The sequence below is a fragment of the Paraburkholderia sp. BR10954 genome (assembly GCF_040965775.1).
GTDB classification, from domain to species: Bacteria; Pseudomonadota; Gammaproteobacteria; order Burkholderiales; family Burkholderiaceae; genus Paraburkholderia; species Paraburkholderia youngii.
In genome coordinates this window covers 274,308-287,803 of record NZ_JBFRCK010000004.1, presented here as the reverse complement: position 1 = coordinate 287,803, position 13,496 = coordinate 274,308, and the positions used below count along the sequence as shown (strand labels likewise).

The window sequence follows — 13,496 nt, the reverse complement described above, 5'->3', positions numbered from 1 at the left end:
CGCATAAAAAAGCGCCGCACTGCAAAGCACGTGCGGCGCAATACACACGGTCGCCTGGCTGAGGCCAGCGCATCCGCTACTACTCTTCAGGCAAGCAGCGCGTCGTCGCGCGCGCGTTCCAGCAATGCAGGCGTCAGTCGCATCACGCGGTCCGGCTCGCTGCGCGCTTACTCGAGGCCGAGGCGATGACCGAGAATCGGCGCGCAGAACAACGCGATCGCGCAGCCCGCGGCCTTCCCTTCGAGTTCGGCGCCGGCAGCGCGCGTGCCGACCATCTGCGTGAGCAGATCGAAAACCTGCGGCAGGCAGTACAGCAGTGCCGCGGCGATAAAGAATTTCCCGACCACCGCGATGCTCCATCCGCGCTCGTAGGCGACCATCGCGCCGATGATGCGCAGCACGCCGAAGACGACCAGCGCGCCGACCGCCGCCTGTTCGCGGATCAGATAGTCAGGAAGGAATTCGCCCATGGTGCTCCCCGCTGCATGCGTTGTCGGCATGCATTTCAGCAAGGAGCAGACCATGCGTCTGTCCGATACCGAACAAACGTCGCGAGAGCTGGGCGGGAGAAGGCTGTGCGGGTATCGAGGCAGGGAGGGGCCCGCGCGTCACGTGGCCGGAACGCGCGGGCGCAATGGCCCACGAATCACCATTCGGCGACGCTGCCGTCCGCGTGACGCCACACCGGATTGCGCCAGCGATGACCGACCTTCGCCATCTCGCGCACCTTCTCTTCGTTGACCTCGATGCCGAGGCCCGGGCCTTGCGGGATCGACACGAAGCCGTCTTCATACTTGAAGACTTCCGGGTTCTTGATGTAATCGAGCAGGTCGTTGCCCTGGTTGTAATGGATGCCGAGGCTCTGTTCCTGGATGAATGCGTTGTAGCTGACCGCGTCGATCTGCAGGCAGGTTGCGAGCGCGATCGGGCCGAGCGGACAATGCAGCGCGAGCGCGACGTCGTAGGCTTCGGCCATCGCGGCGATCTTGCGGCACTCGGTGATGCCACCCGCGTGCGAAGCGTCCGGCTGGATGATGTCGACGTAGCCGCCCGACAGGATGTGCTTGAAGTCCCAGCGCGAATACAGACGCTCGCCGAGCGCGATCGGTGTGTTGGTCTGATTGACGATGTCGCGCAGCGCCTCGGCGTTCTCCGACAGCACCGGCTCTTCGATGAATAGCAGCTTGTACGGATCGAGTTCCTTGGCGAGCACCTTCGCCATCGGCTTGTGCACGCGGCCGTGGAAGTCCACGCCGATGCCGATGTTCGGCCCGACCGCCTCGCGCACCGCCGCGACGTTGTTGATCACGCCTTGCACCTTGTCGAAGGTGTCGATGATCTGCAGTTCTTCCGAGCCGTTCATCTTGACGGCCTTGAAGCCACGCTCGACCACCGCGCGCGCGTTGTTCGCGACATCGCTGGGGCGGTCACCGCCGATCCACGAGTACACCTTGATCCTGTCGCGCACCTGGCCGCCGAGCAGCGCATGCACCGGCACGCCATGATGCTTGCCCTTGATGTCCCACAGCGCCTGATCGACGCCGGCGATCGCGCTCATCGTGATCGGGCCGCCGCGATAGAAACCCGCGCGGTACATCACCTGCCAGTGATCCTCGATCAGCAGCGGGTCCTTGCCGATCAAATAATCGGAGAGTTCCTCGACGGCCGCGGCGACCGTGTGCGCGCGGCCTTCCACCACCGGCTCGCCCCAACCGACGATGCCCTCATCGGTCTCGATCTTGAGGAAGCACCAGCGCGGCGGGACGACGAAGGTTTCGAGCTTGGTGATTTTCATGGTGTGTGTCTCCTGACGATCTGCCGGCACGCAAAAGAATTTTGGGAATTCCATGCTACAACAAAAGTGCATTTAAATACTATTAATAGTACTATTTGCCACATAGTGGTGAGATTTGGAATACTAGTTGCCGCGTTGCGCGACGAGACCACCACCCGCTAGGAGAAAACCATTCCGCACGATCTGCATGGGCGAGTCACCCAACTGCTCGCGACCGCGATTCTGCGCGGCGACTATGCGCCGGAGTCGATCCTGCCTCGCGAAGCCGAGTTAATGGAGACGTTCGGCGTGAGCCGCACGGTGTTGCGCGAGGCGCTGCGCACGCTGACGTCGAAAGGGCTGATCGAATCGCGGCCTCGCGTGGGTACGCGGGTGCGGGTCAAGTCCGCGTGGAACCTGCTCGATGCCGATCTGCTCGACTGGTATTCGCGCGTCGCCGAGCCGATGGCGTTTGCGCTCAAACTGCAGGAAATGCGCGAGATGATCGAGCCCTACGCGGCCGGCCTTGCGGCCACCGCGTGCACCGATGACACGTTGGGCGCGCTTGCGGCCGCTCATGCCGCGATGGTGGCGGCGCGTAACGTCGATGAGTGGGTGCGTGCGGATCTGCAGTTCCATCTGTGCGTGCTGACCGCGTGCAGCAACGAATTGCTGATTCCGCTTGGCGCGCTGATCGAGCGCACGCTCGAGGCACAGTTGCGGCTCAATGCGAAACGCGCCGATGTGTTCAACGCGTCGCTCGCCGAGCACACGGCGGTGTACGACGCCATCCGCGCGCGCGATGCCGCCGCGGCGTACGCGGCGATGTCGTCATTGCTTGGCGTGACGCGCGGGCGAATCGAAGGCTGAGACGGACGGCGCCGCGCTCGATCTCAATCCATCGCCGCATGCGCGGCCGACGCATCCAGCGCCTTATGCGACGGCCGGATCAGCAGCAATAGCGGGATGACCAGCAGCGTTGCCACGAACATCAGCTTGAAGTCGTTCAGATACGCGACCATCGCCGCCTGCTGCGTGATCGACGCGTTCAGTGCCGCGATGTCGTAGCGCGAGCCGCCGTCGAGCATCGACTGCAGCGCCGGATTGAACGCGGTAACGTTCGCGGCGAGGTCCGCGTGCGAGATTTGCGTGTTGCGCGTCATCAGCGTCTGCACGATCGAAATGCCGATACTGCTGCCGATATTGCGCATCAAGCTATAAGTCGCGGTGCCGTCCGCGCGCAGCTCCGGCGACAGCGTCGAGAACGTCAGTGCAGACAGCGGCACGAACACGAGACCGAGCCCGAAGCCCTGGATTACGCCGGGCCACACGATGTTCGACTCCGACAGCACGATCGTGTAATGCATCATCTGCCACAGCGCGAACGCCGAGATCAGGAAGCCGCAGAGCAATAGCAGCCGCGCATCGACGCGCTTGAGCAGCCGGCCGGCGATCAGCATCGCGACCATCGTGCCGGCGCCGCTCGGCGCGGTGACGAGGCCGGTGGTCGCGACCGGATAACCCATCAGGTTTTGCAGCATCGGCGGCAGCAGCGCGCGGGTCGCGTACATCACCGCGCCGATCACGAAGATGAAGAACGTGCCGGTCGCAAAGTTCGGGTCCTTCAGCAACTTGTACTTGAAAAACGAACGCTCGCCGACGGTCGCCGTGTGGACGAGGAAAAACGCGAAGCTGATCGCCGCGACCAGCGCCTCGATCACGATCTCGGTCGATGAAAACCAGTCGAGCTGCTCGCCGCGATCGAGCATCGCCTGCAATGCGCCGATCGCGAGGCCGAGCGTGATGAAGCCGAACGCGTCGAACTTCACGTCGTGCTTGGGCTCGCGCGTCGGCAGGAAGGTCGCGACGCCGAACAGCGCGAACGCGCCGATCGGCACGTTGATGAAGAACACCCAGCGCCAGTTGTAGCTATCGGTGAGCCAGCCGCCGAGCGTCGGCCCGAGAATCGGCCCGACCATCACGCCCATGCCCCACACGGCCATCGCCTGGCCCTGCTTTTCACGCGGGTTGATGTCGAGCAGGATCGATTGCGACAGCGGCACCAGCGACGCGCCGAAGATCCCTTGCAGCAAGCGCGACACGACGATCTGCGGCAGCGTCTCGGAGAGCCCACACAACGCGGACGCCGCCGTGAAGCCGCCGATCGCGATCAGCAGCAGCCGCCTGACGCTGAGGCGGTCCGCCAGCCAGCCGGTGAGCGGCGTGGCGATCGCCGCAGCGACGATATAGGAAGTCAGCACCCATGTGATCTCGTCCTGCGACGCGGACAGCGTGCCTTGCATATGCGGCAGCGCCACGTTGGCGATCGTGCTGTCGAGCGTCTGCATCAGCGTCGCGAGCATGATCGAGATCGTGATCATCGGCCGGTTGAGCAGCTCAGTGGCGCTCGCCGGTGTGGAGGCGGAAGACATGAAAGGTGGGGGGCGTCGATATCGTAAGCATGCTTAGTATATCGTCAATGCGTTTTGCGCGATCGGGAGTTGTGCTGAAGCCGGAACGCATGCGCACGCGCAGGCGCGCTGTAAGCCGAAGTGCTTCCGTATAATCCGCGCATGAAAACCCAATTCGAAGAGCGCTTCGGCTTTCTGATCTACGACGTCGGCCGGCTGGCGGGCAAGCGTTTCGACGATCATGCGAAGTCGTCGGTCGACCTGACTCGCGCGCAGTGTCGCGTGCTCGCCTATCTCGGCCATTACGGCGAGATCAATCAGGCCCGGCTCGCGGATCTGCTGGAGGTCGCGCCGATCTCGGCGGGCCGGCTGCTCGACCGGATGGAGGAGGGCGGCTGGATCGAGCGGACCGCGAATCCGCAGGATCGCCGCGAGCGCCAGGTGCGCATGACGCCGAAGGCCGAGCGCACGCTCGGCAAGGCGCGCAAGGTCGGCGACGAGGTCGCGCTCGAAGCGCTCGATGGTTTCAGCGATGAAGAAGCGGCGCAGTTGATCGCGCTGCTGCAGCGGGTGCGCGGCAACCTGAGCCGGCTGGTGGATCGCTGAAGCGTCGCGGTGTTGGCGAGACGCTGAAGTCTTTCCCGCGAGCCCGAGCGACGTTGGGCACGCGCTTCAAATCACATTATTTGGATTCCGACGCTGGCGCGCCGCCGCTCGGCGGTACCAGCTCGTAACAGCCCGCCGCCGCCGTTTTCGCTTTTGCTTCCGGTTGCTGCGCATCGATGCATTTGAACGCGCTCTGATCGCGCTGCACGAAGATCGTGTCGGCCGGCCCGTTGTTGACCACGGCGACGATCTTGTAGCCGTCCTGCAGCAGCGTCGCGAGCATGGTCGAGCTGGCGCGCCATTGACTGTCGGACGTGCTCGGCGTTTGGGCCTGTGCGGTGAGGGCGGCGGTCGTGCCGGCGAGCGTGAGCGCAGCGGTGGTTGCGGCAAGCGCGACGGTGCGGAACGTCATTAACGAACCTCCTCGAAGTTGCGACGGAATTGCGGAAGGAAGCCTGCCAGGTTCTGCATTGTGGACGCGCGTTGAACCTCCGGAGAGAACTTGCCAGACTTTCTCGGGGCGCTATTCTCTCAAGAGACGGAGCTGCCAACGAAACCGGCGGCGCTTCACTACCCATACTCTGCGACGCTGCTGCTCGTCGTTCGTTCCATCAATCGCGATGAACGAGCCGAACCCAGCGCTGGGCATTTCCCACACTTCGTCAGCAATTCTTGCGCCGCCATCGGTGACGCGCCACAGGGGTATTAGATTCAGCGATGCCAGATAAGATGGAGCGGTCGTAGCAAGTTGCGCTAGCGCTCGCATGCGACCGTGCCGTTTCGACCGCGTTATTTGACGCCATCCCTATCGAATGCGAAACGAATCGCAAGTCAATGCCGTGCGGCAGATTCCACGCAGCGTGTGGGTCCTAGGATGTGTGAGTCTTTTCATGGACATCTCATCCGAAATCATCCACAGCCTGCTGCCGATGTTTCTGTTGGCGAGCCTTGGGGCCGGGGCCGGCGCGATTGGGCTCATCGAAGGCGTCGCGGAGGCCACGGCCCAAATCGTCAAGGTGTTTTCGGGAACGCTAAGCGACTACCTCGGCAACCGAAAGTGGCTCGCCGTAGCCGGGTATGCGCTCGGCGCGATGAGCAAGCCGCTTTTTGCCATTGCGTCGTCGGTGGGAGTCGTGGTGACGGCGCGCGTCATCGACCGTGTCGGCAAGGGCATTCGTGGTGCGCCTCGCGATGCGCTCATTGCAGATGTCACGCCGCAGCACCTGCGTGGCGCGGCCTTCGGCCTGCGCCAATCGCTCGATACGGTCGGTGCGTTTCTCGGACCGCTGGTGGCGGTTCTCATCATGCTGATCTGGGCAGATAATTTTCGGCTTGCGTTCTGGCTTGCCGTCATTCCCGGCGTGCTCGCGGTCGCGCTGTTGGCGTTCGGTATCACGGAGCCTGAGCACGAGCCTCTTGCCAAAAGAAGCAACCCAGTGCGGTGGCAGAGTCTCAAGGACCTTGGTTTGGACTACTGGTGGGTCGTAGGGATAGGGGCTGTGTTCGCGTTGGCGCGATTCAGCGAGGCTTTCCTGGTTCTTCGTGCGATGGGCAGCGGCGTACCGATTGCGCTCGTTCCGCTGGTCATGGTGGCAATGAATGTGGTCTACGCGCTGTCCGCTTATCCGTTCGGGAAGCTCGCGGACACGATGCGTCATACGCGGCTGCTGATCGGTGGTCTGGTCGTGTTGATCGGCGCCGACCTCGTGCTGGCACACGGCACCCACTGGAGCATGGTCGTCGTCGGGGTAGCGCTTTGGGGGCTGCACATGGGGATGACGCAAGGCCTGCTCGCCACGATGGTCGCGCACACGGCGCCAGCGCATTTGCGTGGGACTGCGTTTGGTTTCTTCAATCTGCTGAGCGGCATCGTGACGCTGGTTTCGAGCGTTATCGCAGGTCAGTTGTGGGAACGTGTGGGTGCAGCCATGACGTTTTATGCGGGGGCGGCCTTCGGGCTGATGACCGTCGTGGCGCTTCTCTTTCACCAGACACCGGCCGGATCGGGCAACGACCTGAGTTGACGTGGCAGCGGTGAAAAACAAAAAAGCCGCTGTCCTTGTGGGACAGCGGCTTTTTCTTGAAGCTGGTGGCGAATCAGGGACTCGAACCCCGGACCTGCGGATTATGATTCCGTCGCTCTAACCGACTGAGCTAATTCGCCGAAAGAAGCGAGATTATGCTGGGGCAACCGGAGGCTGTCAACCCCCGGCGCACATCTTTTTCAGATAGCCCAGACTGGCGGTCCGCTCAATCTTTTGCGTAGATATCCGAGTCCTTGGTTTCGCGCACGAACAGCATGCCGATCACGAAGGTGATCACCGCGATGATGATCGGATACCAGAGCCCCGAGTAGATGTTGCCCCGCGCCGCGACGATCGCGAACGCGGTCGCCGGCAGGAAGCCGCCGAACCAGCCATTGCCGATGTGATACGGCAGAGACATCGATGTATAACGGATGCGCGTCGGGAACATCTCGACCAGCATCGCCGCGATCGGACCGTAGACCATCGTTACGTAGATCACGAGGATCGTCAGGATCACGATGCTCATCGGCCAGTTGATCTGAGCCGGATCGGCCTTCGGCGGGTAGCCGGCAGCCTTCAGCGTTGCGGCGAGCGTCTTCTCGAAGGCCTTGGCTTGCTCCTTCGCATCCGGGGCGCGGCCGTCGAACGTGTTGACGACCGTATCACCCACTCGGATCTGCGCGATCGTGCCGGCCGGCGCCGCGACGTTGTCGTAGTTCAGGCCGGCTCGCGACAGCGCGCCCTTCGCGATATCGCACGAGGTTACGAACTTAGCCGTGCCCACCGGGTTGAACTGGAACGAGCACTCGCCCGGATCGGCGATCACGACGATCGGCGACTTCGCGGTCGCGGCTTCGAGCGCCGGGTTCGTGTAGTGCGTGAGCGCCTTGAACAGCGGGAAGTACGTCAGCGCGGCGATCAGCAGCCCGGCCATGATGATCGGCTTGCGGCCGATGCGATCCGACAGCGAGCCGAAGAACAGGAAGAACGGCGTGCCGATCAGCAGCGCGAGCGCGATCATGATGTTGGCGCTCGAACCGTCGACCTTCAGGGTCTGCGTGAGGAAGAACAACGTGTAGAACTGGCCCGTGTACCACACGACAGCCTGGCCGGCCGTCAGGCCGAGCAGCGCGAGAATCACGACCTTCAGGTTCTTCCACTGGCCGAACGCTTCGGAGAGGGGCGCCTTCGAGGTCTTGCCTTCGGCCTTGATGCGTTCGAACACCGGCGACTCGTGCAGTTGCAGACGGATCCACACCGACACCGCGAGCAGCAGGATCGACACGACGAACGGAATGCGCCAGCCCCAGGCGCCGAACGAGTCCTCGCCCATGAACGTGCGCACGCCGAGGATCACGAGCAGCGACAGGAACAGGCCTAGCGTCGCGGTGGTCTGGATCCACGCGGTGTAGAAGCCGCGGCGGTTCGCCGGCGCGTGTTCGGCCACGTAGGTCGCGGCGCCGCCGTACTCGCCGCCGAGCGCGAGACCCTGCAGCAGACGCATCGCGATGAAGATCACCGGCGAAGCGATGCCGATCGCCGCATAGCCCGGCAGGAAGCCGACGAGGAACGTCGACAGGCCCATGATGATGATCGTGATCAGGAACGTGTACTTGCGCCCGACCATGTCGCCGAGCCGCCCGAATACGATCGCGCCGAACGGCCGTACCGCGAAGCCCGCGGCGAAGCTGAGCAGCGTGAAGATGAACGCCGCGGTCGGATTGACGCCGGAAAAGAAGCTCTTGCTGATGAAGGCCGCAAGCGAGCCGGCCAGATAAAAGTCGTACCACTCGAAAACCGTACCCAGCGACGATGCGAAGATCACCCGCTTCTCATCGCGCGTCATCGGCGCGTGCGAGAGTTGCCCGCCAACGGTAGCCATATGTCGTCTCCAATATTGATATACACACGGATCGCCAGCGCAGGCGTCCCCGTGCAACCGATTATTGGAGTGGAAACTTACGGCGTTCTGACTCGACGCCAAAACCTGGGGTAGTCCGGTAAACCGGCGAACAGGCAATCAATTTCGGTCATTGTGCGGCGATATTTGCGCAATCCGCGCTGAAATATCTCAAAAACACGCTGACGATCAAGCTGACAATGCGGCCGTGTTAGGGTAAGTCCCGCCCCCGTTCGAGCACCTGCAAGCTGACACGCACCAAGGTGCCGGCGAGTCGCGGCGACTCCTGGTAGACGTTGTCGTCGATGGCGAGCTCGCCGCCGTGCATCGCCGCGATCTCGCGCACGATCGCGAGACCGAGGCCACTGCCGTCGCCCTCGCGGCCCAGAATCCGGTAGAAGCGCTCGACCACGCGCGAGCGCTCGCTGGCCGGAATGCCGAGCCCGGTGTCCTCGACTTCCAGATGCACGAGCCGCGCCGGGGCGTCGTGGCGCACGCGCACGGTGATGCGGCCGCCCGCCGGCGTATACCGGATCGCGTTGTCGATCAGATTCGACAGCATTTCGCGCAGCATCACCGGATTGCCAGCGACTTCGACCGGCTCGTCGGGTGCTTCGTAGCCGAGGTCCATCTGCTTCGCGAGCGCCGCCTGCACCCATTCGCGCACCGCGCTGCGGGCGAGCTCGCCGAGTTCGACCGGCGTGAAGATCTGCCCCGACCGACGGTTCTCCGCGCGCGCGAGCGCGAGCAGCTGTGTGACGAGCCGCGCGGCGTGCTCGGAACTGGTCGCGATCTGTTCGAGCGAGCGATGCACCTCGGCCGACGCGTTCTGGCGCAGCGCAAGCTCGGCCTGCGTGCGCAGCCCGGCGAGCGGCGTTTTCATCTGATGCGCGGCGTCGGCGATGAAGCGCTTTTGCAGCTCCATGTTCTGTTCGAGGCGCGTGAGCAGATCGTTGAACGACGTGACGAGCGGCTCGATTTCCGGCGGCGCGCGGCGCGCTTCGAGCGGCGACAGATCGTCCGGCCGGCGTGCGCGGATATGCGCCTGCAGCGCATGCAGCGGTTCCAGCCCGCGCGACAGCCCGAACCACACGAGCAGGATCGCGAGCGGCAGGATCACGAACTGCGGCAGGATCACGCCCTTGATGATGTCGTTGGCGAGCTGGCTGCGCTTGTCGAGCGTTTCGGCGACCTGCACCAGCACCGGCTGCGCGCCCGGCGTCTGCGGAAACTCGACGGTCGTATACGCGACGCGGATGTCATTGCCGCGCAGCACGTCGTCGCGGAATTCGACGAGGCCCGGTGGCGGGCGGTCCTCCTCGTGCGGCAGCGGCATGTCGCGCTCGCCGGCCACCAGCTCACCGCGCGTGCCGAGCACCTGGAAGAACACGCTGTCGACGTTGTCGGCGCGCAGGAAATCGCGCGTCGACTCGGGCAGCGACAGCTCCGCGACGCCGTTGACCGGATGGATCTGGCGCGCGAGCACATAGGCGTCGGTTTCGAGCGCGCGGTCGAACGGGCCGTTCGCGATCGACTTCGCGACCAGATAGGTGACCGCGAGGCTCATCGGCCACAGCAGCAGGAGCGGCGCGAGCATCCAGTCGAGAATCTCGCCGAACAGGGAGCGCGGACGCGCTTCGGCGGCGGCTTCGGTTTCGTCGGGCGGGGCGAACGGGTTGGCGTAGCGCGCGTCGCGCGCCTCGTCGAGGTCCGCCGCGTGCGCCGTGGCGCGATCAGCGCGTGCGGACATCGCTGGCCTCTATTTGTAGTGATGGCTCGCCGGCATCGCGGCAGACGACGGCGGGGTGGATGGTGGTGCCGCTTGTGCCCCTTGTGCCGCTTGTGCCGTTTGCGGCTCGGAGCCGGCAGCGGCGGCGGGCGTGTTCGCATTCGCCGGCGGCGCCGCTTTTTCCAGGCAGTAGCCGAGCCCGCGCACGGTGATGATGCGCACGCCGCTCGGCTCGATCTTCTTGCGCAGCCGGTGCACGTAGACTTCGATCGCGTTGTTGCTGACTTCCTCGCCCCATTCGCACAGATGGTCGACCAGTTGCTCTTTCGAGACCAGCCGGCCGATCCGTTGCAGCAGCACTTCGAGCAGACCGAGCTCGCGCGCGGACAGATCGATCACCTGGTCATTGACATAGGCGATGCGGCCCACCTGATCGAACGACAGTGAGCCATGCCGCACGACGGTCGGGCCACCGCCGGCACCGCGCCGCGTCAGCGCGCGCACGCGGGCTTCGAGTTCGTTCAGCGCGAAGGGCTTGGCCATGTAATCGTCGGCGCCGAGGTCGAGGCCTTTGACGCGTTCGTCGACACTGTCTGCGGCGGTCAGGATCAGCACGGGCAGGTTCGAATTGCGCGCGCGCAGGCGGCGCAGCACCTCGAGCCCGGACATGCGCGGCAGGCCCAGATCGAGGATCAATAGGTCGAACGTCTGCATTGACAACGCGGTATCGGCTTCTACGCCGCTTTTGACGTGATCGACCGCATAGGCCGATTGGCGGAGTGATCGAACCAGACCGTCCGCGAGTATGCTGTCGTCTTCGGCAATCAGAATTCGCATGGTGCGCCAGCCTGGCTTTGCCGGCACCGTGGGGCTTGCCCCGGCGCGCAGCGGTCTCCGAACATTATTGTGGGTAGTGGGGGCGACGCGACAGTAAAAATGCGCGTTCGCATCATAATCGCGCTTGCCAAAACCACTGTTTTTTTATACAGTATCTGAGTTTCGTGTGATGTCCTGCAGGCTCCGCTCAATTCGAGTGAAACCACGGGTGCACACCTGCCTCAGACGCCGTTCATCATAGCAAAGGACGATTCATGGAAGAAAGCAAGAAAGGCTCGGCTGGACTGACTGCTGAAAAGAGCAAGGCTCTCGCCGCCGCGCTCGCGCAGATCGAAAAGCAGTTCGGCAAAGGGTCGGTCATGCGGCTCGGCGCAGGTGAGGCAGTCGAAGACATCCAGGTGGTCTCCACCGGATCGCTCGGCCTCGACATCGCATTGGGCGTCGGCGGATTGCCGCGCGGCCGCGTGGTCGAAATCTACGGTCCGGAATCGTCCGGTAAAACCACGCTGACGCTGCAGGTCATCGCCGAAATGCAGAAGCTCGGCGGCACCGCGGCGTTCATCGACGCGGAACACGCGCTGGACATTCAATACGCGGGCAAGCTCGGCGTGAACGTCGCCGACCTGCTGGTCTCGCAGCCGGACACCGGCGAGCAGGCGCTCGAAATCGCCGACGCGCTGGTGCGCTCGGGCTCGATCGACATGATCGTGATCGACTCGGTGGCGGCGCTGGTGCCGAAGGCGGAAATCGAAGGCGAAATGGGCGACTCGCTGCCGGGTCTGCAGGCGCGTCTGATGTCGCAGGCACTGCGCAAGCTGACCGGCACGATCAAGCGCACGAACTGCCTCGTGATCTTCATCAACCAGATCCGCATGAAGATCGGCGTGATGTTCGGCAACCCGGAAACCACCACGGGCGGTAATGCGCTGAAGTTCTACGCGTCGGTGCGTCTGGACATTCGCCGCATCGGTTCGATCAAGAAGAACGACGAAGTGATCGGCAACGAAACGCGCGTGAAGGTCGTCAAGAACAAGGTGTCGCCGCCGTTCCGCGAAGCGATCTTCGACATCCTGTACGGCGAGGGCATCTCGCGTCAGGGCGAAATCATCGACCTCGGCGTGCAGGCGAAGATCGTCGACAAGGCTGGCGCATGGTACAGCTACAACGGCGAGCGGATCGGTCAGGGCAAGGACAACGCGCGTGAATTCCTGCGCGAAAATCCGGACATCGCTCGCGAAATCGAAAATCGTATCCGCGAATCGCTGGGCGTCACCGCGATGGCGGACGCCGTGACTGGCGCGGACGCTGAAGTCGCGGACGAAGAAGAGTAAGCATCACGTGATACGCAAAGGCCGGCCGCTGTCCGGTTCCGACTCTGGACGCTACCCGGACGGCCCGCGCGACACGGCGGATGGATCGCCAGATTCCGGCGATCCATTCGATCCGTTCGAATCGTTCGACGCACACGACCGGGCCGCAGGCCGCGGTCCGCAGCGTACACGGTCTGCATCCCCTGCAGCATCGTCCAGCCCGGATTTCTCCGGGCGCGATTCCCGCCCCCCCTCCGAAGTCACCTACAGCCGTTCGCGTCGCCAGGCCGACGAAGTGAAGCCGGGGCAGGCCGACCAGGACGACAGCAGAAAATCCCAACGCCCAGCCCGTTCGCTGAAAGCACGGGCGCTCGGCTATCTGTCGCGTCGCGAATATAGCCGCGCCGAACTCGCGCGCAAGCTGAAGCCCTACGTCGAGGAAACCGATTCGCTCGACACGGTGCTTGACGCGCTGGAAGCCGAAAACTGGCTATCGGACTCGCGCTTCGCGGAAAGTCTGGTTCACCGGCGCGCATCGCGGCTTGGCACGAGCCGCATTCTCGGTGAACTGAAGCAGCACGCGCTGAACCCGGCGGTCGTCGAAGAGGCGAGTGCGCAATTGCGTGAAACCGAACTCGCGCGCGCTCAGGCGGTCTGGCGCAAGAAGTTCGGCCAGCTGCCGCAAACCCCGGCCGAGCGCGCGAAGCAGGCGCGCTTCCTCGCGTCGCGCGGCTTCTCCGGCGCGACGATCGGCAAGATCCTGAAGGGTATCGACGACATCTGGGACGGCGACTAGCGCGTCAGCCCTGACGGCCGTCGATTGCCACGCCGTAACCCGGCTCGAGGCCATGCGCAATCGGGGCTGTCCCAAATACCCGTTATGCTAAAATCCGGAGGTTTTC

12 protein-coding genes and 1 tRNA gene are annotated in these 13,496 nt (G+C 63.9%); 5 read left to right on the top strand and 8 right to left on the bottom strand.

Going from position 1 to position 13,496, the window contains the following annotated elements:
• Window positions 1-167: 167 nt before the first annotated feature.
• Window positions 168-470 carry a hypothetical protein gene (locus AB4Y34_RS08750; protein ID WP_176380866.1) on the bottom strand — a complete coding sequence of 101 codons (303 nt, stop codon included), beginning with the start codon at window positions 468-470 and terminating at the stop codon, window positions 168-170.
• Window positions 471-646: 176 nt separating this feature from the next.
• Window positions 647-1,795: a galactonate dehydratase gene (gene dgoD, locus AB4Y34_RS08745; RefSeq protein WP_368715792.1), complete on the bottom strand. Its 1,149-nt coding sequence runs from the start codon at window positions 1,793-1,795 to the stop codon at window positions 647-649.
• Between the two features lie 171 nt (window positions 1,796-1,966).
• On the opposite strand from dgoD, the gene AB4Y34_RS08740 reads away from it, so the two are divergent.
• Window positions 1,967-2,644 carry a FadR/GntR family transcriptional regulator gene (locus tag AB4Y34_RS08740; protein ID WP_176121936.1) on the top strand — a complete coding sequence of 226 codons (678 nt, stop codon included), beginning with the start codon at window positions 1,967-1,969 and terminating at the stop codon, window positions 2,642-2,644.
• Window positions 2,645-2,667: 23 nt separating this feature from the next.
• Here the strand turns inward: AB4Y34_RS08740 and AB4Y34_RS08735 are convergent, their stop codons facing one another.
• Window positions 2,668-4,206 carry a DHA2 family efflux MFS transporter permease subunit gene (locus AB4Y34_RS08735; protein ID WP_368715791.1) on the bottom strand — a complete coding sequence of 513 codons (1,539 nt, stop codon included), beginning with the start codon at window positions 4,204-4,206 and terminating at the stop codon, window positions 2,668-2,670.
• A 141-nt stretch (window positions 4,207-4,347) separates the two neighbouring features.
• On the opposite strand from AB4Y34_RS08735, the gene AB4Y34_RS08730 reads away from it, so the two are divergent.
• Window positions 4,348-4,791 carry a MarR family winged helix-turn-helix transcriptional regulator gene (locus AB4Y34_RS08730; protein ID WP_176105119.1) on the top strand — a complete coding sequence of 148 codons (444 nt, stop codon included), beginning with the start codon at window positions 4,348-4,350 and terminating at the stop codon, window positions 4,789-4,791.
• 76 nt (window positions 4,792-4,867) lie between these two features.
• Here the strand turns inward: AB4Y34_RS08730 and AB4Y34_RS08725 are convergent, their stop codons facing one another.
• The gene (locus AB4Y34_RS08725) at window positions 4,868-5,203 is read right to left on the bottom strand and encodes a hypothetical protein (protein WP_176121782.1); all 336 of its coding nucleotides are present in this window, start codon (window positions 5,201-5,203) and stop codon (window positions 4,868-4,870) included.
• Window positions 5,204-5,603: 400 nt separating this feature from the next.
• Between AB4Y34_RS08725 and AB4Y34_RS08720 the strand changes: the two genes are divergently transcribed.
• Window positions 5,604-6,815, top strand: a complete 1,212-nt coding sequence (locus AB4Y34_RS08720) for an MFS transporter (protein ID WP_368715790.1) — start codon at window positions 5,604-5,606, stop codon at window positions 6,813-6,815.
• Window positions 6,816-6,878: 63 nt separating this feature from the next.
• Here the strand turns inward: AB4Y34_RS08720 and AB4Y34_RS08715 are convergent.
• The 4 genes from AB4Y34_RS08715 to AB4Y34_RS08700 all read right to left on the bottom strand — a co-directional run bounded on the left by AB4Y34_RS08715 (window position 6,879) and on the right by AB4Y34_RS08700 (window position 11,284).
• Window positions 6,879-6,955: transfer RNA gene (locus AB4Y34_RS08715), tRNA-Met, on the bottom strand.
• An 86-nt stretch (window positions 6,956-7,041) separates the two neighbouring features.
• The gene (locus tag AB4Y34_RS08710) at window positions 7,042-8,700 is read right to left on the bottom strand and encodes an MFS transporter (RefSeq protein WP_176121780.1); all 1,659 of its coding nucleotides are present in this window, start codon (window positions 8,698-8,700) and stop codon (window positions 7,042-7,044) included.
• 229 nt (window positions 8,701-8,929) lie between these two features.
• A complete protein-coding gene (locus AB4Y34_RS08705; protein ID WP_176105123.1) occupies window positions 8,930-10,468 on the bottom strand; it encodes a sensor histidine kinase in 1,539 nt (512 codons plus the stop codon).
• Window positions 10,469-10,477: 9 nt separating this feature from the next.
• A complete protein-coding gene (locus AB4Y34_RS08700) occupies window positions 10,478-11,284 on the bottom strand; it encodes a response regulator transcription factor (RefSeq protein ID WP_176380861.1) in 807 nt (268 codons plus the stop codon).
• Window positions 11,285-11,538: 254 nt separating this feature from the next.
• Between AB4Y34_RS08700 and recA the strand changes: the two genes are divergently transcribed.
• Both recA and recX read left to right on the top strand, forming a co-directional pair.
• Complete coding sequence (gene recA / locus AB4Y34_RS08695) at window positions 11,539-12,615, top strand: recombinase RecA (RefSeq protein WP_013090445.1); 1,077 nt, start codon at window positions 11,539-11,541, stop codon at window positions 12,613-12,615.
• A 7-nt stretch (window positions 12,616-12,622) separates the two neighbouring features.
• Entirely contained in the window at window positions 12,623-13,390 is a 768-nt protein-coding gene (recX, locus tag AB4Y34_RS08690) for a recombination regulator RecX (RefSeq protein WP_176380860.1), read from the top strand.
• The last annotated feature ends 106 nt before the right edge of the window (window positions 13,391-13,496 follow it).